At 69.1% G+C, this 485-nt stretch carries 1 protein-coding gene; it reads left to right on the plus strand.

What is annotated here, in order from left to right:
- On the plus strand, positions 1-485 hold a 485-nt coding region (locus tag QN357_RS19270), incomplete at both ends, for an HNH endonuclease signature motif containing protein (RefSeq protein WP_323505439.1).

Below are 485 nucleotides of genomic sequence, written 5' to 3' on the forward strand. Positions count from 1 at the left end.
CGCACCCTCGACACGGCGCTGACCCTGCAGGGCCCGGAGGAAACCCGCACGCTGACCCAGCTGGCGGCGGACGTGCTCACCGATGTCCTGATCAGTGGGGTCACCCCGGACGGACTCGGTGCCGGGGTGGCCGCGCAGGTCAACGTCACCGTCCCCGTGCTGACCCTGCTCGGGAAGAGCGAGGAACCCGGGTATCTGGCCGGGTACGGACCCATCGAACCCGACACCGCGAGGCGTCTCGCGGCCGGGGCGCCGAGCTTCACCCGGCTCCTCACCCACCCGGAAACCGGCGTCGTGCTCTCCATGGGACGCGACACCTACAAACCACCCACCGCGCTCAAGAAATGGCTCGAGGTGCGCGATGAAACCTGCACCTTCCCGGGCTGCCGGCGCTCCGCCAAACGATCAGACCTCGACCACAGTGTGGAGTGGCAGCACGGCGGGGAGACCGACGCGATGAACCTCGCCCACCTCTGCCCGTATCA

This window comes from Cryobacterium sp. RTC2.1 (genome assembly GCF_035018685.1).
GTDB lineage: Bacteria > Actinomycetota > Actinomycetes > Actinomycetales > Microbacteriaceae > Cryobacterium > Cryobacterium glucosi.